This window comes from Paenibacillus sp. MMO-177, from assembly GCF_037147795.1.
Classification (GTDB): Bacteria; Bacillota; Bacilli; order Paenibacillales; family Paenibacillaceae; genus Pristimantibacillus.
In genome coordinates this window covers 128,758-147,992 of record NZ_JBBCUR010000003.1, presented here as the reverse complement: position 1 = coordinate 147,992, position 19,235 = coordinate 128,758, and the positions used below count along the sequence as shown (strand labels likewise).

Sequence of the window (19,235 nt, the reverse complement as noted above, 5' to 3'; positions counted from 1 at the left end):
TATGGGCAAGCTGGGGAAGTATAGCTGGAGCATCATCATAATCGCAGCAGTGGCCGTATTGTTAACCAGCTGCGGCTCATCCGGCGACTCGTCAGGACAGAAATGGGATAAGATGCCGGAGATGTCGATTAATTTAAACAAGCAGTACACCGCGAAATTTTCGACCAGCAAAGGCGATTTCACCGTAAAGCTTTATGCGGAGGATTCGCCGGTAACGGTCAACAATTTTGTATTTCTTGCGCGTAACGGCTATTACGACGGTCTTACGTTTAACAGCATTATCGAACCGTTTATGATTCAAGGCGGGGACCCGAAGGGCGATGGAACAGGCAATCCCGGCTATTCGATTCCGGATGAGTTCGATAACAGTCTCAAATTCGAGCCCGGTATCATGGCCATGATGAACAGCGGGAAACCGAATTCGGGCGGCAGCCAGTTTTTTATCTGCACCGGTCCTGATTCTTTGAATCTGAATCAGACCCCTACTTATTCCATATTCGGCAAGGTCGACAGCGGTATGGATACGGTTCTGGAGATTGCGAAGACGCCGGTGAACGACAAGCATGTACCGAAAGACAAGGTCATTATCCATTCAGTCACGATTGTGGAAACGTAAGGAATAGACTAATGCAAACGGGATCAAGCGGTTCGTCCGCTTTGTCCCGTTTTTATTTTGGGTTCGGCTAGCACCTAAATCTCACGGAAAGCTTGGTTTATTTTACATGCGTGCTGGAGAAGAGCGTTAAGTTATGGTAAGCTTTTTACAACGCTATCCATCATCATCGAAAGCCAAGTATTAAAGGCTTATCTCAACGGAAAGGTACGTTCCGTATGAAACGAAAATTTTCGGACCGGGCAAACTGGCGTCGCATTATACGCAAAAGCTATAATTGTCTGGCGCTCGACAATGATGAATTCAAAGGTCTTGTCACGTTCTACCGGATTCATGAGTTGCGTGAGCCTCTATGGAAGGAATATAACGGGCGGCGTTTATGTCTGGCGGACCGCGGTTATTTATGGATGCAGCATTTTCCGCGGGGCGAGCATTTTGTCGTGACAACGATGTTTGACGATAAGGGCCGAGTGGTGCAATGGTACATTGATATCTGCAAAACGCAAGGGCTGACGGACCAGCATGTGCCTTGGTTCGACGACCTTTATCTGGACGTGGTTGTACTGCCAAGCGGCGAAGTTTTTCTTCTTGATGAGGATGAGCTGGAGGAAGCTCTCCGCGACGGAGAGGTAACGGGGAAAGAAGCGGCGTTGGCCCGCAAGACAGCAGGAAGATTGCTTTCCAGTATCCGGAACGGCCGGTTCCGGTATTTCACGCTCAGCTTGAAGCACCGCAAAAGCTTGACGGAGAGAGAGCTAAGAGAATCATGAAAAGTATCGTTCAGACGGGGAGCAAGTCACGCAAACGGCGCGGGCTGCTCCTGTTTCGTCTCATTGTCGGATTATGTCTGCTCGGGGTATTGTGCTGCGGGTATTTGTTATGGCTGATTAACAGCTACGACGGCTCCAAGCCGGTGGAGCAAGCGGATGCGGCTATCGTGCTTGGCGCTTCACTGTGGTCGGACAAGCCAAGTCCTGCTTTGAAGGAACGGCTTGATTTTGCCGCCAAGCTGTACAAAGAAGGCAAGGTAAACATGCTTATCTTGACCGGTGGGCTCGATCACAACGGCTCAAAGCTGACGGAAGCGCAAGGGATGCAGGTCTACCTGCTCGCAAAGGGAATTCCGGCGGATAACATGCTCCTTGAAAACGCGGCTCGAAGTACATACGAAAATCTGCTTTACAGCAAAGTCATTGCTGCAGAGCATCATTTGGACAAGCTTCTGATCGTGACTCACGATTACCATGCGCCAAGGGCGATGGAGATGGCCCGTTATCTCGACTATAAGAATGTTCAGGCGGCGGCGTTTCATTCCGAAGTGCTGAATCCGTTCAAGAACCAGTCGCGCGAAGTTCTGGCATACGCCAAATGGAAGCTGGACTCTGTCCTTCTGCATTTCGGTTATCGATCTCCCGACTATCCGTAACAAAATCTGTTAATATGACCGATTCCGCTAGAATACACTTGTTAGAAGCGGGATATGCCGGGCTTATCTACCGGCATGCCGAACGCTAGTGACGGTGCGAAGGATAGGTGATGCAATAGATGAGCGGACATGTCATGTCGGGATCGAATAACGGAGCAAGGCCGTCCCGTCAAATTAATGTGGTGTTGAGAAGCCAGGAACCGGTCCAAATGACGGCTTCTGCGCCTGTAGTCGACAATGAACCTCTGCCGGCCGTCAAGCCGCTCCCGCCGGGAGACCATTTTGCCGAGATTCAGAAAGAGCTTGAGCCGATGGTTGGCATGGACAACGTGAAGGCTCTTATTTATGAAGTCTATGCGCTTTTATATATAACCCGCATGCGTTCGGAGGCAGGTTTGTCCGGCGGTTCCCATGTCTACCATATGATCTTTAAAGGGAACCCGGGGACCGGCAAGACAACCATCGCCAGAATTGTGGCGAAGCTGTTCCAGAAGATGGGAGTGCTCTCGAAGGGGCATTTGATCGAAGTGGAGCGGGCTGATCTGGTTGGCGAATATATCGGGCATACGGCACAGAAAACGCGGGATATGGTACGCAAGGCGATTGGCGGCGTTCTCTTCGTGGACGAAGCGTACAGCCTTGCGCGCGGCGGAGAGAAGGATTTCGGCAAAGAGGCCATTGATACGCTTGTAAAAGCGATGGAAGATCATCGCAATCAGTTTGTGTTGATCCTCGCGGGATATCCGGCGGAGATCGATCATTTTCTGCTGACGAATCCCGGACTTCCTTCCCGGTTCCCGATCCAAATCGATTTTCCCGATTATACGATAGACCAATTAATTCAAATTTCCGAGCTTATGGCGAAGGATCGGGACTATAATTTGATGCCGCAGTCCATATTTAAGTTAAGGCAGCATTTGATTCAAGAGAAGATGAGCGATATTTTCTCTTTTAGCAACGCCAGGTATGTGCGGAACATTATTGAGAAATCCATCCGTTACCAGGCTGTGAGGCTGCTGAACCAATATTCCAACAGCATCCCTCCGAAACAGGAGCTGATGGCGATCAAGCCGGAGGACTTCAAATGGGAAGCGAAATAACTCCACTCTAAAAGGAGCAAACATGCGAGAAAAAACATTCAATACGACGACAACGATGCAGGAACGCGCTGTATTAGTCAGTTTGGTTACCCCTGATATTAAGCGGGGCATCAGCGATCCCGAGCATTCGCTCGAGGAGCTGGTTGCGCTTGCCGAGACGGCGGGAACCGAAGTGCTGACTACAATGGTGCAAAATAAAGAAGCTCCCGATACCAAATGGTTTATCGGCAAGGGGAAGGTTGAGGAATTAAGAGCGATTGCCGATGAGCTGGGAGCAACAACGGCTATATTTGACCAGGAGCTGTCCGGAGCTCAAGTTCGGAATCTGGAAGAAACGCTGGATCTCAAAATTGTGGACCGGACGCAGCTTATTTTGGATATTTTCGCGCAACGGGCCAAGACCCGCGAAGGGATTATCCAAGTTGAGCTGGCACAGCTCAGCTATTTGCTGCCGCGTTTGTCTGGCCACGGCAAGAACCTGTCGCGGCTTGGCGGCGGGATCGGAACGAGAGGACCCGGTGAATCGAAGCTCGAGACGGACCGACGGCACATCAGAGGCCGGATTTCCGATCTGAAGGCGCAGCTGGATGAAGTGGTCCGCCACCGGAATCTGCATCGGGAAAGAAGAAAAAAATCCGGTGTCATCCAGGTTGCTCTCGTAGGCTATACGAATGCCGGGAAATCGACGCTGCTTCGAGAGTTGACCAGCTCTGACGTCTATGTGGAGAATCAGCTGTTCGCCACTCTCGATCCGACCTCACGCACAATGGAGCTGCCAAACGGCCGCGAGATTGTTCTGACGGATACGGTCGGTTTTATTCAGAACTTGCCGCATGACCTTGTTGCCGCATTCCGCGCGACGCTTGAGGAAGTGCTTGAGGCCGATTTGGTGCTCCATGTCGTTGACGGCAGCTCGCCTATGCGCGAGGAGCAGATGTCCGTCGTAGAGCAAATTCTTGGCGATCTTGGAGCGGCGGGAACACCTAGCTTAACGATCTATAATAAAAAAGACCTCTGTGGAGAAAATCATGTGGAATTGCCGACTCCGGGCGTTGATACGCTTGTAATCAGCGCTTTTCAAAAAGACGATCTCGAGCTGTTGCGGAATAAAATCCAGGATAAATTGACCGGTGACACGGTTACATTTGCCCTGCCGGCCGATCGGGGCGACCTGATTGCGCTTGCTTACCGCAGCGGTGAAGTCGTCGGCAACGAAGTGAGCGAGGACGGCGAATCTTTGCGTCTGACCGTGGAAGTAAGCCGTCAGGCTTATGAACAAAACGGTTATAAGCTTCAGCCGTACATTGAATAATAGAATTGGGTTACGTTAACTTAAGGGAGAGACAGGCTTAGCATGAGTTACCAACAGCAAGAAGATTATGAATCCATTTGGAATGAACTTGAGAAATTAGCGGATGAAGCGGAGGAGCTGGCTGCTGGCCAGCTTCGCTCCATTGACCGCATTGCCGAAAAAAATCAGTGGAAGGTGATCCGTGCTTTTCAACGGCATCAGGTCAGCGATTTTCATTTCACCGGCTCGACGGGTTATGGCTACAATGACCGCGGGCGTGAGGTGCTTGATCTGGTGTATGCGGATGTGTTTGGAGCAGAAGCCGCTCTGGTGCGGCCGCATTTCGTATCCGGCACGCACACCATCGGGTGCGCGTTATTTGGCGTGCTCCGGCCGGGCGATGAACTGCTGTACATAACCGGCAAACCCTACGATACGCTGCACAAGGTGATCGGCAAGCCTGGAGACGGTACGGGTTCCCTGCAAGACTGGGGAGTTCGTTATAACGAAGTGGACCTGAACGAGGACGGAAGTCTCGATTGGGCCGCAATTGAAGGAAGCATAAACGAGCGGACGAGAGTCATCGGCATTCAGCGTTCGAGGGGCTACAGCTGGAGAGCGTCTTTTACCGTTGCCGAGATTGGCGATATGGTTCAGCGCGTGAAGCAGATCAAGCCGGATGTGCTTGTTTTTGTCGATAACTGCTACGGGGAATTTACCGAGCTTCGCGAGCCAACCCAGGTTGGGGTGGATCTTATGGCGGGCTCGCTTATTAAAAATCCGGGAGGCGGTCTTGCTTCGACCGGAGGATATATCGTTGGCACCGCGGCTGCTGTCGAGCAAGCTGCTTTCCGTCTCACAGCTCCTGGCATCGGCGGCGAAGTCGGCGCGATGCTGGACACGCTGCGAGGTATTTATCAGGGCTTGTTTCTGGCGCCGCATCTGGTTGGACAAGCCGTTAAAGGAAGCGTATTTGCTTCGGCGATGTTCGAGCAGCTTGGCTTTGAGACGAAACCTCATTGGTCCGAGCCGCGTACAGACCTAATACAGGCTGTCCGATTCGGCGGAGCGGAGCAGCTCATTGCCTTTGTACAAGGCATTCAACAGGCTGCCGCGGTAGATTCGCATGTTGTGCCCGAGCCATGGGACATGCCGGGTTATGAGCATCCGGTTATTATGGCGGCGGGAACCTTTATTCAGGGCGGAAGTCTTGAATTGTCTGCCGATGCACCGATCCGCGAGCCTTATATCGCTTATATGCAAGGCGGTTTGACGTTTGCCCATGCGAAGTTTGGTGTGCTCACAGCGTTACGTCGACTCATAAAGAACGGACTTATCACAATTAAACGTAATTAAACCTAACACACCTTGACACGTTTTTGGTAGGGCGTTATGATATGAGTATAAATGAGCGACTGGAAGGTTGATGCGACATGGGTGACGATATTCGTAGAAACATGGCCTTATTTCCGATCGGTATCGTAATGAAGCTGACGGATCTAACGGCGCGTCAAATTCGTTATTATGAGCAGCATGAATTGATTGTTCCCGCCAGAACGGCGGGCAACCAGCGACTGTTCTCTTTTAATGACGTAGAGCGGTTATTGGAAATTAAGGCATTGATCGAAAAAGGCGTAAACATTGCCGGCATAAAGCAGGTCATGAATCCGGTTTCAAAAGAATCCGACGACGCAACCATCGTAAGCGAGCAATCTGAAGTGAAGCGCAAGGAGCTGTCCGACGCGCAGCTGCACCGCCTTCTCAAGCAGCAATTGCTGGAGAAACGTCCTGGCCAGGCTTCGCTTATTCAAGGGCAGTTATCCCGTTTCTTGAACAAGCGTTAGCATGTCCCGGTTAATGAATGGAACAAGGTAAAGCGTATGCTTTCGAAGTAAGAATTGCTTCACAATTCTTTTGAAGGAGATGAATGCTGTGAGCTACACAAAAGAGGATATTAAACGCATTGCGGAGGAACAGAACGTTCGATTCATCCGTCTTCAATTTACCGATTTGCTTGGTACGATCAAAAACGTAGAAATTCCGGTTAGCCAGCTGGATAAAGCATTGGATAATAAGATGATGTTTGACGGATCTTCCATTGAAGGTTACGTTCGTATCGAAGAATCTGACATGTATTTATACCCTGATCTGGATACTTGGGTTGTATTCCCATGGGTTGCGCAAGACCGCGTTGCCCGTCTGATCTGCGATATTTATATGCCTGACGGAACTCCGTTTGCAGGCGATCCGCGCGGTATTCTGAAGCGTGCGCTGCAAGAAGCGGAAGAAATGGGCTTTACGGCGATGAACGTTGGTCCGGAACCGGAATTCTTCCTGTTCAAGACGGACGAACGAGGCGAGCCCACTACCGAGCTGAATGACCAAGGCGGATATTTCGACCTAGCGCCAATGGACATGGGCGAGAACTGCCGCCGTGAAATCGTACTGACGCTGGAGGAAATGGGCTTCGAGATTGAAGCATCCCACCATGAGGTAGCTCCCGGCCAGCACGAAATCGACTTCAAATATGCGGATGCGATCAAAGCCGCAGACCAAATTCAAACGTTTAAGCTTGTTGTTAAGACGATTGCCCGACAGCATGGCCTTCATGCTACCTTCATGCCGAAACCGCTGTTTGGCGTGAACGGTTCCGGCATGCACTGCCACCAATCGCTCTTCCAAGGCAGCACAAACGTATTTTACGACGAGAAGGATCGTCTCGGCCTTAGCCAAACCGCACGATACTACATGGCGGGTATTCTGGAGCACGCGCGCGCGATGGCGGCTATCACGAACCCTACGATCAACTCGTACAAACGGATGGTTCCCGGTTATGAAGCGCCTTGCTACGTAGCTTGGTCGGCGAGCAACCGTTCGCCAATGATCCGTATCCCGGCATCCCGCGGTCTTAGCACTCGTATCGAGGTGCGTAACCCGGATCCGGCTGCTAACCCTTACCTGGCTCTTGCCGTAATGCTGAAAGCCGGTCTCGACGGCATCAAGAACAAAACTTCGCTTCCGGCACCGGTAGATCGCAACATCTACATCATGACCGAAGAAGAGCGCCTGGAATCCGGCGTGCCAAGCCTTCCTTCCGACCTGAAGGAAGCGCTCGACGAAATGCTCCGCAGCGACGTTATCTGCGATGCGCTTGGCGAACATGCTCTTGCCCATTTCTACGAACTGAAAGAAATTGAATGGGACATGTATAAAACACAAGTTCATCAATGGGAACGCGATCAGTATCTGACGCTGTACTAAGAAGGAAATCCCTTGGCGCTCTAAGCGTCCGGGGATTTTTCTTTTGTGGGCATTTCTAGTTTTTTTCGTGGACAGAGGGGAGTGCCCACAAAATGCCCCCCATTCGCCCCCCTATTTAAAATCTATCTTCTGTATAACGATGGGGGACTTACGGGAATAACGTTCGCAAGAATGATTTAGACGATAAGATTGAAGGGGATAAAGAGGAGGAACAGAAGTCTTACAAATAAGGTAACCACCTTATCACAAAACAGATTAAGTAATTTGATAATACCACAATCAGGTAAAAAAGAGGCTGTTCTCCCTAACCGAATGCGAAATCGGATTAGCGGGAACAGCCTCTTTTATGTCATTAAGTTAGTGGAAATCACGGAACAAGCCAACTACTTTACCTAGGATGGTGACATTGTTCAAACGGATCGGCTCCATGGTAGAATTCTCAGGCTGGAGGCGGATATGATCCTTCTCTTTGTAGAAGGTCTTCACCGTCGCTTCGTCATCTTCCGTCATGGCTACTACGATATCGCCGTTGTTGGCGGTCTGCTGCTGGCGGACAATTACATAGTCGCCGTTATGTATACCGGCTTCAATCATGCTGTCGCCAATGACATTCAGGATAAATACTTCATCGTCTCCTACGAAGTGCGCGGATAACGGGAAGTACTCTTCAATATTCTCAGTTGCGGTAATCGGCACGCCTGCCGTTACTTTGCCGACGATAGGCACCTGCGCCACAGCGGGGAGGATAATGCCGTCTACACCGTCTTGATCCAAAATTTCGATCGCCCGAGGTTTCGTTGGATCTCGTCTGATCAGGCCTTTCTTCTCAAGCCGATCCAGATGGCCGTGAACGGTGGAGCTGGACGCCAGGCCAACCGCTTCGCCGATTTCGCGAACAGAAGGCGGATATCCTTTGTCCCGAACCTCATTCTTAATAAACTCAAGAATCGACTGTTGGCGGTTCGAAATCTTAGACACGTGAATCACTCCAATATAATATTTGAAGAAAATTATAGCATAGAACCGGAGTTCGTACAAACATAAGTTCTTGAAAACAAAAGTTCGCATTTTTTGTTGACTACAAACATTTGTTCGTGTTATTCTAAGGACATAAGAAAACAGAACAAACGTTCGGGGAGCGATAATAATGATCATGAATCCGTCTTTTTATAAAAGTATCCATAAGGAAGAAACTGCTAAATCGTTCAAGTCGCGGGGACAACATGTTCAACGCCATGCTTTTAAACTTGTTATGTGTGCTGCAGTGTTCGTACTTCTCTTTACAAGCTTTCTCATGATGCGCACGAATGCATCGTCTGATCATATTCAAGAGGCTACAGCGAGTGAGCAGACGGTTATCGTAACGGCAGGAGATACGTTGTGGGGGATTGCTGATCGTTTTACCGAGGGCTCCAAGGATATTAGACAATACATATACAAAATTAAGGAACGCAACCAATTAAGCTCGGTGGAGCTACGGCCAGGGCAGGTATTAATTATTCCTCAATAGCCATTTCAAACGCAAGGACAGGTAATTCGGACACAGGATGTTCGAAATTATCTGTCCTTTTGTTATTCTTCTATCATTGCCTTGACAATTGCTCGCGATAAAAGTCAAAATAGGTAAGAAGGCTGAGTAACAAGCAAATGAGGTGAAGGCAGTGGAAGAAGTCATCGCGCGTATTAATGAATTATCCCGTAAAAATAAAACGGTAGGTTTGACTGACGAAGAAATTGCGGAACGTGCCGTGTTGCGCCAGAAATACTTGGAAAATTTCAAAAGAAATTTCCGCCAGCAATTGGATTCCATCGAGATTGTAGACGGCGATCCAAACGATGTCGCTCATTAATCATGTAATGCAACCATATAGCTAGCGTTGGCGCCGTTCCATGAACGGCGCCTGCAATATACAATAGGAGGAATAAGCTTGTCACGAACGTGGGAGCGCAAAGTGCGCAAAAATACGAACCAAATTAACAAAGCGCGTAAAAAGCATGGCGTATCGCAGATCGGCACTTCAACAGCGCCCAAGGTAGACCGGTTTACCGGCCGCAACTACATATTCCCGATTGTGCTTATTCTGCTGATCAGTATGTATACGGTTTTCGTGACTACGGATCCGTCCTTTGAGCCTACGTCTATGTTCTGGGTAACAATCGGCTGCTACATTTTCCTGGCGCTTATTTTCTTCTTGCGCCGTCCGTACATTTCAATCGGCAAGGATTATATCCAGACCCGCAAAATGACGGGGGACAAGCAGCTGCATGTATCCAACATTAAAGGGATCAGCGTTCAAAACGGTGCTGTTGTCATTATGCAGCAAAAGGGCGCAAACTGGGTATTCTCGCGGCTGCTCAACCGTTACCCAACGGATGAGATCGGAAGAAGGCTGCAGGATTTCGCCAAAACACACAATTTGCCCTTTGAACAAAAATAGAAGAAGAGTAGGAGAGTTATGCGAATTATGGGGAAGCAAGCGGTTCTATTTGATCTTGACGATACGCTGCTGTGGGATGACCGCAGCGTAAAAGAAGCATTTGAAGCAACATGCCAAGCCGGAGCGGAAGCTGCCGGTGTTGATCCGGAGCAGCTTGAAGAAGCCGTGCGCAAAGAAGCTCGTGCACTTTATGAATCCTATGAGACGTTCCCGTTCACGAAGATGATCGGAATTAACCCGTTTGAAGGGCTCTGGGCGAATTTCCGTGAAGGCGAGCAGGAAGAGTTCCGCAAGCTGGAGCAGCTCGCGCCGGGCTACCGCAAGGAAGCTTGGACACGCGGCCTGCGCGCACTTGGCGTTGAAAACGAAGAGCTGGGCGCTAAGCTGGCAGAGCAGTTCCCTGCAGAACGCCGCAAACGTCCGCTTGTCTATGATGAAACGTTCCGCGTGCTGGATGCGCTCAAAGGAAAATATAAGCTGCTCCTGCTCACAAACGGATCCCCGGATCTGCAGCGCGAGAAGCTTGCCGGCGTTCCTGAACTTACTCCTTACTTTGATCACATCATTATCTCCGGCGAGTATGGTGAGGGCAAGCCTGCCGCTTCCATCTTCCGTCATGCGATGGAACGGCTCGGGATCGAACCGGAACATGGCATTATGGTCGGCGACAAGCTGACTACCGATATTCTTGGTGCGAATACGGTTGGCATGACATCCGTATGGGTGAACCGTCATGGCGCGGTGCGCAATGACGAAATCATTCCTTCGCACGAAATTGCTCATTTGGAAGAGCTGCTTTTGCTCCTCGAGCAATAGTGGACATGACAAAGCCCCTCGCCATCGGAGATGGAACGAGGGGCTTTTTTTAAACTTATTTAACGAAAGCAGGGTCTTCGAACGGATGTGCAATCCAGCCTTCTGTTTCGATAAACAGACGTACGGCTACGATTTGGCGGTTATCCATCAAAGTAAAGAAGTGAGGGATTCTCTCGGGAACGGAGATAACGTCGCCTGCTTCGAGTTCAACATCGAAATAACCAACTTCTTCGGTACCTTTGATAACAAAGATGCCTTTGCCGGCTGTAATCGCGCGAACTTCATCTTCTGTATGGGTATGAACGGATTCGAATTTCTTCAACAGTTCATCAAGGTTTGGAGTGGCATCGGATAATGTAATGATGTCCCAAGTTTTGTAACCGCGGCGAGCGGCAAGATCCGTAATATCAGCATTGAAAGTGGACAGAACTTCTGCTTTCTCTTCATCGGAAAGAACAAACTTCTCTTGAAGGTGCGCAGGGAGTTTAGTTGCATCCCAATGTTCATAAAGAACTTCTTGTTTGTCTAAAAATTCACGAACGTTCTGTTCTCCAGAAATGCGTTCATTAGTATTGCGAATGCGGATTTCAGCCATTCTCAATCCCTCTTTCCCTATAGAAATTAACTGATAAGTCCAATTATATAGCAAATGTAGTCAAATGTCGATGGACTGCCTTTTCAGAGTGCGGCTATTCTGTTACACTATTTGTTAATGATTTTCGGAGGAAGGGTGTACGAAATTTGTTGAAACCGACCATACAAGAATTGATGCAGCAGCGGATACTCATCCTTGACGGAGCGATGGGAACAATGATTCAGCAGGCGGATCTGACTGCTGATGATTTTGGCGGAGAAGAGCTTGACGGCTGTAACGAAATGCTCGTATTAACGCGTCCGGATGTTATTTCGACGATCCACGAGAAGTACCTGGAAGCCGGCGCCGATATTTTGGAAACCAACACGTTTGGCGCGACCAGCGTCGTATTGGCGGAATATGACATTCCGGAAAAAGCACGCGAAATTAACCTTGCCGCTGCCAAGCTGGCAAGAGACGCGGCGGATAAATTCTCGACTCCTGACCGCCCTCGGTATGTAGCCGGCGCTTTGGGGCCAACGACAAAAACGCTGTCCGTAACCGGCGGCGTTACCTTTGACGAACTTGTAGACAGCTATTATGAACAAACCCTTGCTTTAATCGAAGGCAACGTAGATGCAATTCTGCTGGAGACATCGCAGGATACCTTAAACGTAAAAGCGGGAAGCATCGGGATCCGCAAGGCATTTGAAACGATGAACCGTGAGCTCCCGATTATGATTTCGGGTACGATTGAGCCGATGGGCACTACGCTCGCCGGTCAATCCATTGAATCCTTCTATATTTCCTTGGAACACCTGAAACCGATTTCGATCGGACTGAACTGCGCGACGGGACCGGAGTTCATGCGCGACCATATCCGTTCGCTCAGCGAAATTGCCGATGCGGCTGTCAGCTGCTATCCAAACGCGGGACTTCCTGACGAGAACGGTCATTATCATGAATCTCCCGAATCTCTTGCGCGAAAAATGTCGGCATTTGCCGAGCAGGGCTGGCTTAACATTGCGGGCGGCTGCTGCGGAACAACTCCTGCGCACATTAAAGCTTTGCATGATACGATGGCGAATTATGCGCCTCGTACGCAGTACGGTACTCATCCGGCAGCTGTGTCTGGTATTGATACGGTATTTATCGAAGACGATAACCGTCCGATTATGATTGGCGAACGGACCAATATTTCCGGTTCCCGGAAGTTCAAACGTTTGATTAAAGAAGGCAAGTTCGACGAGGCTTCGGAAATTGCGCGTTCCCAGGTTAAAGGCGGCGCTCACATTATTGATATTAACCTGCAGGATACGGATATTGACGAAGCCTATGCGGTTCATGAGTTCCTGCCGCAGGTCGTGAAGAAGATTAAAGTGCCGTTAATGCTCGATTCCACGTACGATCATATCATCGAGCTGGGTCTGAAGTATTCGCAGGGTAAAGCCATCATCAACTCGATTAACCTGGAGGACGGCGAATCGAAGTTCGAGAAGATCCTGCCGCTGATCCATCAATACGGGGCAGCCGTAGTTATGATTCTGATCGACGAGCGGGGGCAGGCGGTGTCCCGCGAAGCGAAGATGGAAGTGGCCGAACGCTCTTATAACCTCTTGGTAAATAAATACGGAATGAATCCGGAAGACATCATTTTTGACCCGAACATGTTTCCGGTTGGCTCCGGTGACCCGCAGTATATCGGATCGGCAGTCGAGACAATCGAAGGGATCCGGATGATTAAGGAGAGGTTCCCGAAAGCAAAGACGATTCTGGGTCTGAGCAATATCTCGTTTGGTCTGCCTGACGCGGGCCGCGAGGTACTGAACTCGGTTTACTTGTATCACTGTACAAAAGCCGGCCTGGATTATGCGATCGTAAATACGGAAAAACTGGAGCGGTATGCTTCCATTCCGGAGGAAGAGCGCAAGCTGGCGGAAGATCTGATCTATAACACGAATGACGATACGCTTGCTGCGTTCGTTGCGGCATTCCGCGAGAAGAAAGTCGTGAAGAAGGAGAAGGTATCGAATCTTTCTCTGGAGGAACGTCTTGCTTCTTACATCGTGGAAGGCACGAAGGAAGGACTTATTCCCGACCTAGACGAGGCGCTCAAGAAATATACGGCGCTCGAAGTAATCAACGGACCGTTGATGCGAGGGATGGAAGAAGTAGGGCGTCTGTTCAACAATAACGAGCTCATCGTAGCGGAGGTGCTGCAAAGCGCCGAGGTAATGAAGGCATCGGTAGCTCATCTGGAACAGTTCATGGAAAAGAATGAAACCTCCGTGAAAGGCAAGATCATTCTGGCTACGGTTAAAGGCGATGTTCATGACATCGGCAAAAACCTTGTCGAAATTATTTTGTCGAACAACGGTTACAAAATTATCAACCTGGGCATCAAAGTACCGCCTGAACAGCTGATTGAAGCGCAGCGCAAGGAAAATGCCGACATTATCGGTTTATCCGGTCTGCTCGTTAAATCCGCCCAACAGATGGTCGTAACCGCACAGGATATGCGTAACGCGGGTATTTCCGCTCCAATCATGGTAGGCGGCGCAGCTCTTACGCGCAAATTCACGAAGACGAGAATCGGCCCCGAATACGACGGTTTGACGTTATACGCGAAGGATGCGATGGACGGTCTTGATCTTGCGAACAAGCTGATGGATAAAGAGCATCGCGGCAAAATGGAAGAGGAATTGCGGATTTACAAAGAGTCCGGCGGTGAAGCGGAAGAGGAGAAAAAACCTCAGCCGCAGCTTACCCGGGTGGAACGCTCCAAAATCTCGGTGGATGCGCCGGTCTATATCCCGCCGGACACGGACAGACATATTTTGCGTGACGTTCCGATTCCGCATATCATTCCTTATGTGAACATGCAGATGCTGCTTGGTCATCACCTCGGTCTTAAAGGCAATGTGGATAACCTTCTCCAGGAAGGCAACGAGAAGGCCGTGCAGCTGAAAGAAACCGTTGACGGAATTTTGCAGGAAGGCACAACAAACGGTATTATTAAGGCGCATGGCATGTACCGGTTCTTCCCGGCGCAATCGTCCGGCAATGATATCATCATCTATGATCCTCAGGATCATAAGAAGGAGATCAAGCGGTTTACGTTCCCGCGCCAGCAGGTAGAGCCATTCCTTTGCCTGGCGGATTATCTTAAGCCGGTGGATAGCGGAGTAATGGATTACGTCGGTTTCCTCGTCGTTACAGCCGGTCAAGGCGTACGCGAATTGGCAAACGAGTGGAAGGAAAAAGGCGATTATCTTCGCTCGCATGCTTTGCAATCGGTGGCCCTGGAGGTAGCCGAAGCAATGGCGGAGCGCGTCCATCATATGATGCGCGATATTTGGGGGTACCCGGATCCGGCGTCGATGACGATGAAGCAGCGCTTTGGCGCGCGTTATCAAGGCATTCGCGTATCTTTCGGTTATCCGGCATGTCCGAACCTGGAAGACCAAGGGCCGCTCTTCGAGCTGATGAAGCCGGAAGATATCGGCGTGGAATTGACGGAGGGCTTCATGATGGAGCCGGAAGCATCCGTATCCGCGATGGTATTCGCCCATCCGGAAGCGCAATACTTCAACGTTGAAAAAGTAGAACGATAGATGCAAGCTAAGCCTCCGTAAGCGATGGCTGGTCGACCAACCAGCCGCGGCAAGCGGGGGCTTTCATCCTATTCCTATGGTGATCTGGAGGTGGCAGCATAATGGAAATATGGTTTCTTGGAACAGGCGCAGGCCGCCCGATGAAGCATCGGAATGTAACGTCCATCGCACTCAGGCTGCCGGATCCGGACTGTTCGTTATGGATGTTCGACGCGGGCGAAGGGACCCAGCATCAATTAATGCATACGCCGCTGAAGCTGAACAAGCTTGAGGCGCTGTTTGTTACCCATCTGCATGGCGATCATACATACGGGATTCCGGGGCTTCTCAGCACCCGGTCCTACGTTGGCGGCAACGGTCCGCTGCAGCTGTTTGGTCCTCCGGGTATCCGCGAGATGATTGAGACAGCGCTTACGTTAAGCAGTACCCGGATCGATTATGAAATTACTTACCACGAAGTGTCCGAAGGGATCGTGTATAAGACGGAGCGATACACGGTTGAAGCGCTGCCGCTGGAGCATCGCGTTCCTTGCTTTGGCTACCGGATAACGGAATGCGAGAGCCCGGGGAAATTGAATGTCGAGCGTCTTGCGCAGCTAGGCGTTCCGGCAGGACCTTTATTCGGACGGCTGAAAAAAGGGGAAGATATTACGCTGCCCGACGGAACGCAGATCCGTGCGGCAGACGTTGCGGGAAAACCGCTATGCGGCAGAATTATCACGATCGCGGGCGATACAAAGCCTTGCGACAATGCCTTAAGATTGGCTCGGAACGCCGATTTGCTCGTGCACGAAGCCACCTTCGCGGCCGGTCAGGAAGAGAAAGCCCATCTGTACGGTCATTCTACGACCGTTGAAGCGGCAACTACCGCGCGGGATGCCAATGCCAAAAAGCTGATCATGACGCATTTCAGCACAAGGTTTGTCGATGAGGATCTTGCGGGGCTTGAAGAGGAGGCAAGGACGATTTTTCCGGAATCCTATGCCGCTCATGACCTTTATAATACGGAGATTCCACGCGCCAAAGAGTAGCATTCCAGTTTCCTTACAAAATCAACACGCTTCGAAAATAATCCGTTAATGCTCCCGTATTATGCTGGCCTTAAATCTACGGCTAAGGAGATGAGGTCAGGTGGATACGGGAAGTCATTTGCTGTTTGGCGCAACACTTGGCGGTCTTGCCATGCTGGATCCGGTTATATCGGTTCATCCGGAGATCGGCTATGCGGTTCTAGCCGGAACGGTGCTGGGCAGCCATGCGCCGGATTTCGACGTTTTTGCAAGGTTGAAGGGCCAAGCAGCCTACATTAGGAACCACCGGGGGATTACGCACTCCGTACCTGCTCCGCTTGTGTGGGCCGCCGCGATAGGCGGGACTTTCGCTTGGATGTTTGGTGTGCTGGATCATGTTCTTTTGGTTATGCTATGGACGCTTGCCGCGGTATGCTTTCATATTGTTCTGGATCTGTTCAACACCTACGGCGTTCAATGTCTCCGGCCGTTCTCCAGGAAATGGTGGCATTTGGATGCTATTTGTCTGTTTGATCCTTATTTATTCGGAGCTCATGCAATTGGGTTGCTGTGCTGGATATTTGGCGTATTCCCGCCGGGTCCGATGTTTGCCTGTATTTATGCCGCCACCATCATCTATATCGCCATACGTCTTCGGCTGCGCTGGCGGATCAAAAGAAGGCTTAAGCTACATCTTGGCAGGGTCGCGGCCATAACGCTTGTACCCAGCATGTCGGGCAGGAGCTGGCAGTTTACGGCCGACTGCGGGGATTGCTATCGCGCAGGCACCGTAACCGGAAGCCGGATCCGTCTGGAATCCACGGTGGTCAAATATGAGCCAAGCGAACATGTTCCTGCCGTAAAAGCCGCATTGGAGGCTGACGGGGTAAAAGCATTCCTCGGTTTTGCCGACCAGGTGCATCTGCAGGTCGAGGAAAAACAAGACGGCTACGAGGTATCCTGGAAAGACGTCCGGTTCTGGCGGGACAATCGAATGGCGTTTGGCGTTGACGTTCAACTGGACCGGGACATGAAGGTGCTTGGCCATCATGTCGGATGGAGCAAACGCTCCTGGGAAGCGCCTCATGTATAAATTAATGCCCGTCCCTTTCAAGGGGCGGGTTTTTTTTGAATTCTAAGAATCCAGCCGTTTCACCTTGCGATCACCAAAATATGTCTTCCTTGAATCCTCTAGCCAATCGAACAAATATTCGCTAAACTGTTGGTATCGAGAGGTGACGAACGTTTATGTTCAAAAAGAAAACTTTGCCTGAATTAATTGAGGAATTACGCTCAAATGAAAATATAGTGAATTGGCATGAAATGGAGCCGCAGGAGGCCAAAACCACGCCGTTCGACGACAGTGTTGATCCCCGTATCCGGGAGGCTCTGCAGAAGCGCGGCATTTCCGAGCTTTACACCCATCAGGGAACGGCTTTCCGGCTTGCTTCCAAAGGAGAAAACATCGTCGCGGTAACGCCAACGGCATCCGGCAAGACATTATGCTATAACCTGCCCGTTCTCCAAGCGATTGCCAAGGACGATACAAGCCGCGCGTTGTATTTGTTCCCGACCAAAGCGCTGGCGCAGGACCAGAAGAGCGAGCTGAACGAGATCATAAGCGAGATGGGAATCGACATCAAGAGTTACACTTACGACGGCGACACTTCGCCGACGATCCGCCAGATCGTCCGAAAGGCCGGCCATATCGTTATAACGAATCCCGACATGCTTCATTCCGCCATCTTGCCTCACCATACGAAATGGGTCAGCCTGTTCGAGAATTTGAAATATATCGTCATTGACGAGCTGCACACCTACCGCGGCGTATTTGGCAGCCATGTCGCCAATGTCATTCGCAGGCTGAAGCGCATCTGCAAGTTTTACGGAAGCAATCCGACCTTTATTTGCACGTCGGCAACCATTGCGAATCCGAAGGAGTTGGCGGAGCAGCTGACCGGCAGCCCGATGCGGCTGATTGACGATAACGGCGCTCCTAGAGGCCGGAAGCATTTTGTCTTCTATAACCCTCCAATCGTTAATGTGCCGCTGAACATCCGGAAAAGCGCGACCGTTGAAGTGAACCATTTGGCGAAGGAATTCCTGAAGAACAAGATTCAGACGATCGTATTTGCCCGCAGCCGCGTGAGAGTAGAGATCATCCTCAGTCACATTCAAGAGCTGGTCAAGAATGAAATCGGCACGAAATCGATCCGGGGATACCGCGGCGGTTACTTGCCGAAGCAGCGCAGGGAGATCGAGAAGGGTCTCAGGGAAGGCGAAATTCTTGGCGTCGTAAGCACCAATGCCCTGGAGCTTGGCGTAGATATCGGCCAGCTTCAAGTCTGCGTAATGACCGGATATCCGGGCAGCGTGGCGAGCACCTGGCAGCAGGCGGGACGGGCCGGAAGAAGGCATGGCGAAGCGCTTATTCTGATGGTGGCCAGCTCCACGCCAATCGACCAGTATATCGTCCAGAATCCGGAATATTTCTTCGACCGAAATCCGGAATCCGCGAGGATTAATCCCGAGAACCTGATTATTCTCGTCGATCATGTCCGCTGCGCGGCATACGAGCTGCCATTCAAGAATACGGAGGAATTCGGGCCGCTTGAGATCAGCGAGATTCTGGAATACCTTCAGGAGGAACGAGTGCTGCATAGAAGCGGCGACACGTTCTATTGGGCGAACCAGGCCTTCCCGGCAAGCGAAATCAGCCTGCGTTCCGCATCGCAGGAGAATGTCGTGATCGTTGATCAAACGAGTGTGGCCGATGTTCGAATTATTGGCGAGATGGACCGGTTCAGCGCGATGACGCTTCTTCATGACGAAGCTATTTACCTGCACGAAGGGGTGCAGTATCAGGTCGAGAAGCTGGACTGGGACCATAAGAAAGCCTATGTGCGCGAGGTGGATGTCGAGTACTATACGGACGCCAATCTCGCGGTGAATCTGAAGGTTCTGGAGATCGACAAGTCCAGAATCTCCGGCTGCGGCGCCGTTCATCAAGGGGATGTGGCGGTTACGATGATCCCGACGATTTTCAAGAAAATAAACTATAGTACAGACCCATGCAGGGCAGCATAAATTTT

Annotated in this window: 17 protein-coding genes and 1 pseudogene; 16 read left to right on the top strand and 2 right to left on the bottom strand. The window is 50.6% G+C overall.

Features of this window, described 5'->3' with window-relative positions; genetic code table 11:
* Nucleotide 1: 1 nt before the first annotated feature.
* From WFK81_RS11810 to glnA, 8 genes are all read left to right on the top strand, one after another.
* The gene (locus tag WFK81_RS11810; RefSeq protein WP_336786623.1) at nucleotides 2–616 is read left to right on the top strand and encodes a peptidylprolyl isomerase; all 615 of its coding nucleotides are present in this window, start codon (nucleotides 2–4) and stop codon (nucleotides 614–616) included.
* Between the two features lie 215 nt (nucleotides 617–831).
* Nucleotides 832–1,383 carry a DUF402 domain-containing protein gene (locus tag WFK81_RS11805; protein WP_015844211.1) on the top strand — a complete coding sequence of 184 codons (552 nt, stop codon included), beginning with the start codon at nucleotides 832–834 and terminating at the stop codon, nucleotides 1,381–1,383.
* Nucleotides 1,380–2,039 carry a YdcF family protein gene (locus WFK81_RS11800; RefSeq protein WP_336786622.1) on the top strand — a complete coding sequence of 220 codons (660 nt, stop codon included), beginning with the start codon at nucleotides 1,380–1,382 and terminating at the stop codon, nucleotides 2,037–2,039. The genes WFK81_RS11805 and WFK81_RS11800 overlap by 4 nt, the downstream gene beginning before the upstream one ends.
* A gap of 119 nt (nucleotides 2,040–2,158) precedes the next feature.
* Nucleotides 2,159–3,139, top strand: a complete 981-nt coding sequence (locus WFK81_RS11795) for an AAA family ATPase (RefSeq protein WP_336786621.1) — start codon at nucleotides 2,159–2,161, stop codon at nucleotides 3,137–3,139.
* 22 nt (nucleotides 3,140–3,161) lie between these two features.
* Entirely contained in the window at nucleotides 3,162–4,451 is a 1,290-nt protein-coding gene (gene hflX / locus WFK81_RS11790; protein ID WP_336786620.1) for a GTPase HflX, read from the top strand.
* 42 nt (nucleotides 4,452–4,493) lie between these two features.
* Nucleotides 4,494–5,786, top strand: a complete 1,293-nt coding sequence (locus WFK81_RS11785; RefSeq protein ID WP_336786619.1) for a methionine gamma-lyase family protein — start codon at nucleotides 4,494–4,496, stop codon at nucleotides 5,784–5,786.
* A gap of 77 nt (nucleotides 5,787–5,863) precedes the next feature.
* Nucleotides 5,864–6,274, top strand: a complete 411-nt coding sequence (locus WFK81_RS11780; RefSeq protein WP_015844216.1) for a MerR family transcriptional regulator — start codon at nucleotides 5,864–5,866, stop codon at nucleotides 6,272–6,274.
* Nucleotides 6,275–6,362: 88 nt separating this feature from the next.
* On the top strand, nucleotides 6,363–7,691 hold the full coding sequence (gene glnA / locus WFK81_RS11775) for a type I glutamate--ammonia ligase (RefSeq protein WP_336786618.1): 1,329 nt from the start codon (nucleotides 6,363–6,365) through the stop codon (nucleotides 7,689–7,691).
* A gap of 357 nt (nucleotides 7,692–8,048) precedes the next feature.
* Here glnA and lexA read toward each other — a convergent pair whose 3' ends face one another.
* Nucleotides 8,049–8,669, bottom strand: coding sequence for a transcriptional repressor LexA (gene lexA, locus WFK81_RS11770; RefSeq protein ID WP_127491293.1), 621 nt, complete (start codon nucleotides 8,667–8,669; stop codon nucleotides 8,049–8,051).
* A gap of 169 nt (nucleotides 8,670–8,838) precedes the next feature.
* Here lexA and WFK81_RS11765 point away from each other — a divergent pair, with 169 nt between their 5' ends.
* From WFK81_RS11765 to WFK81_RS11750, 4 genes are all read left to right on the top strand, one after another.
* The gene (locus tag WFK81_RS11765; RefSeq protein WP_336786617.1) at nucleotides 8,839–9,201 is read left to right on the top strand and encodes a LysM peptidoglycan-binding domain-containing protein; all 363 of its coding nucleotides are present in this window, start codon (nucleotides 8,839–8,841) and stop codon (nucleotides 9,199–9,201) included.
* A 151-nt stretch (nucleotides 9,202–9,352) separates the two neighbouring features.
* Nucleotides 9,353–9,541, top strand: a complete 189-nt coding sequence (locus WFK81_RS11760) for a DUF896 domain-containing protein (RefSeq protein ID WP_336786616.1) — start codon at nucleotides 9,353–9,355, stop codon at nucleotides 9,539–9,541.
* A 78-nt stretch (nucleotides 9,542–9,619) separates the two neighbouring features.
* Complete coding sequence (locus WFK81_RS11755; protein WP_336786615.1) at nucleotides 9,620–10,129, top strand: hypothetical protein; 510 nt, start codon at nucleotides 9,620–9,622, stop codon at nucleotides 10,127–10,129.
* Nucleotides 10,130–10,156: 27 nt separating this feature from the next.
* Nucleotides 10,157–10,945 carry an HAD family hydrolase gene (locus WFK81_RS11750; RefSeq protein ID WP_336786614.1) on the top strand — a complete coding sequence of 263 codons (789 nt, stop codon included), beginning with the start codon at nucleotides 10,157–10,159 and terminating at the stop codon, nucleotides 10,943–10,945.
* A 55-nt stretch (nucleotides 10,946–11,000) separates the two neighbouring features.
* Here the strand turns inward: WFK81_RS11750 and WFK81_RS11745 are convergent, their stop codons facing one another.
* Nucleotides 11,001–11,540: a 1,2-dihydroxy-3-keto-5-methylthiopentene dioxygenase gene (locus WFK81_RS11745; RefSeq protein ID WP_336786613.1), complete on the bottom strand. Its 540-nt coding sequence runs from the start codon at nucleotides 11,538–11,540 to the stop codon at nucleotides 11,001–11,003.
* Nucleotides 11,541–11,686: 146 nt separating this feature from the next.
* Here WFK81_RS11745 and metH point away from each other — a divergent pair, with 146 nt between their 5' ends.
* The 4 genes and pseudogenes from metH to WFK81_RS11725 all read left to right on the top strand — a co-directional run.
* A complete protein-coding gene (gene metH, locus WFK81_RS11740) occupies nucleotides 11,687–15,133 on the top strand; it encodes a methionine synthase (RefSeq protein WP_336786612.1) in 3,447 nt (1,148 codons plus the stop codon).
* 101 nt (nucleotides 15,134–15,234) lie between these two features.
* Nucleotides 15,235–16,164: a ribonuclease Z gene (gene rnz / locus WFK81_RS11735; RefSeq protein WP_336786611.1), complete on the top strand. Its 930-nt coding sequence runs from the start codon at nucleotides 15,235–15,237 to the stop codon at nucleotides 16,162–16,164.
* 100 nt (nucleotides 16,165–16,264) lie between these two features.
* Nucleotides 16,265–17,236, top strand: a complete 972-nt coding sequence (locus WFK81_RS11730) for a metal-dependent hydrolase (protein ID WP_336786610.1) — start codon at nucleotides 16,265–16,267, stop codon at nucleotides 17,234–17,236.
* 155 nt (nucleotides 17,237–17,391) lie between these two features.
* Nucleotides 17,392–19,209, top strand: a pseudogene (locus WFK81_RS11725) (DEAD/DEAH box helicase); the annotation flags it as partial.
* Nucleotides 19,210–19,235: the final 26 nt, after the last annotated feature.

Bases quoted from the DNA above. Each gene is read 5' to 3' on its own strand.
- WFK81_RS11810 (WP_336786623.1), top strand. From the start codon at position 2: ATGGGCAAGCTGGGGAAGTATAGCTGGAGCATCATCATAATCGCAGCA.
- WFK81_RS11805 (WP_015844211.1), top strand. From the start codon at position 832: ATGAAACGAAAATTTTCGGACCGGGCAAACTGGCGTCGCATTATACGC.
- WFK81_RS11800 (WP_336786622.1), top strand. From the start codon at position 1,380: ATGAAAAGTATCGTTCAGACGGGGAGCAAGTCACGCAAACGGCGCGGG.
- WFK81_RS11795 (WP_336786621.1), top strand. From the start codon at position 2,159: ATGAGCGGACATGTCATGTCGGGATCGAATAACGGAGCAAGGCCGTCC.
- hflX (WP_336786620.1), top strand. From the start codon at position 3,162: ATGCGAGAAAAAACATTCAATACGACGACAACGATGCAGGAACGCGCT.
- WFK81_RS11785 (WP_336786619.1), top strand. From the start codon at position 4,494: ATGAGTTACCAACAGCAAGAAGATTATGAATCCATTTGGAATGAACTT.
- WFK81_RS11780 (WP_015844216.1), top strand. From the start codon at position 5,864: ATGGGTGACGATATTCGTAGAAACATGGCCTTATTTCCGATCGGTATC.
- WFK81_RS11765 (WP_336786617.1), top strand. From the start codon at position 8,839: ATGATCATGAATCCGTCTTTTTATAAAAGTATCCATAAGGAAGAAACT.
- WFK81_RS11750 (WP_336786614.1), top strand. From the start codon at position 10,157: ATGGGGAAGCAAGCGGTTCTATTTGATCTTGACGATACGCTGCTGTGG.
- WFK81_RS11745 (WP_336786613.1), bottom strand. From the start codon at position 11,540: ATGGCTGAAATCCGCATTCGCAATACTAATGAACGCATTTCTGGAGAA.
- rnz (WP_336786611.1), top strand. From the start codon at position 15,235: ATGGAAATATGGTTTCTTGGAACAGGCGCAGGCCGCCCGATGAAGCAT.